This window comes from Paenibacillus sp. 01L418 (assembly GCF_056400045.1).
The window spans coordinates 1-579 of the sequence record NZ_JBFTSN010000871.1 but is presented as its reverse complement, the minus strand read 5'-3'; the positions used below and the strand labels follow the sequence as shown (position 1 = coordinate 579).

Sequence of the window (579 nt, the reverse complement as noted above, 5' to 3'; positions counted from 1 at the left end):
AGGTAGAGGGACTAGAGCGCATTCGAATTAGTTCGATCGAAGCAAGTCAAATCGACGATGCGATGATTGATGTGTTGAACCGTTCAAGCAAAATGTGCCGCCATCTGCATATTCCACTCCAAGCAGGTGAAGACTCCGTATTAAAGCGGATGCGCCGTAAATATACGACTGCAGAATTCGCAGCAAAAATTAAAAGATTGCATCAGGCAATGCCTGGCGTTGCCATTACAACGGATGTTATTGTCGGTTTCCCTGGAGAAACGGAAGAAATGTTCGAAGAGGGCTTCCGCTTCATGGAAGATTTGAAATTTGCTGAAATGCATGTGTTCCCTTATTCGAAACGCACAGGTACGCCTGCTGCTCGAATGGACGAGCAAGTGGATGAAGAAGTGAAAAATGAGCGCGTGCATAAGCTAATTGATTTGTCTGAGAAAATGCAGCTTGCATACGCTGAGCAATACGTTGGCCATGTTCTCGATGTAATCCCAGAGCGCGATTACAAGGGTGCCCCGGGTACTGGACTTGTTATGGGTTATACGGATAACTATATCCAGGTCGTATTCGACGGCACAGAATCGC

Annotated in this window: 1 protein-coding gene; it reads left to right on the top strand. The window is 46.5% G+C overall.

Annotation, left to right across the window (positions count from 1 at the left end):
* Positions 1-579, top strand: a 579-nt coding sequence (locus AC1DSE_RS36210) for a radical SAM protein (protein WP_477529242.1), incomplete at both ends; no start/stop codon positions are given.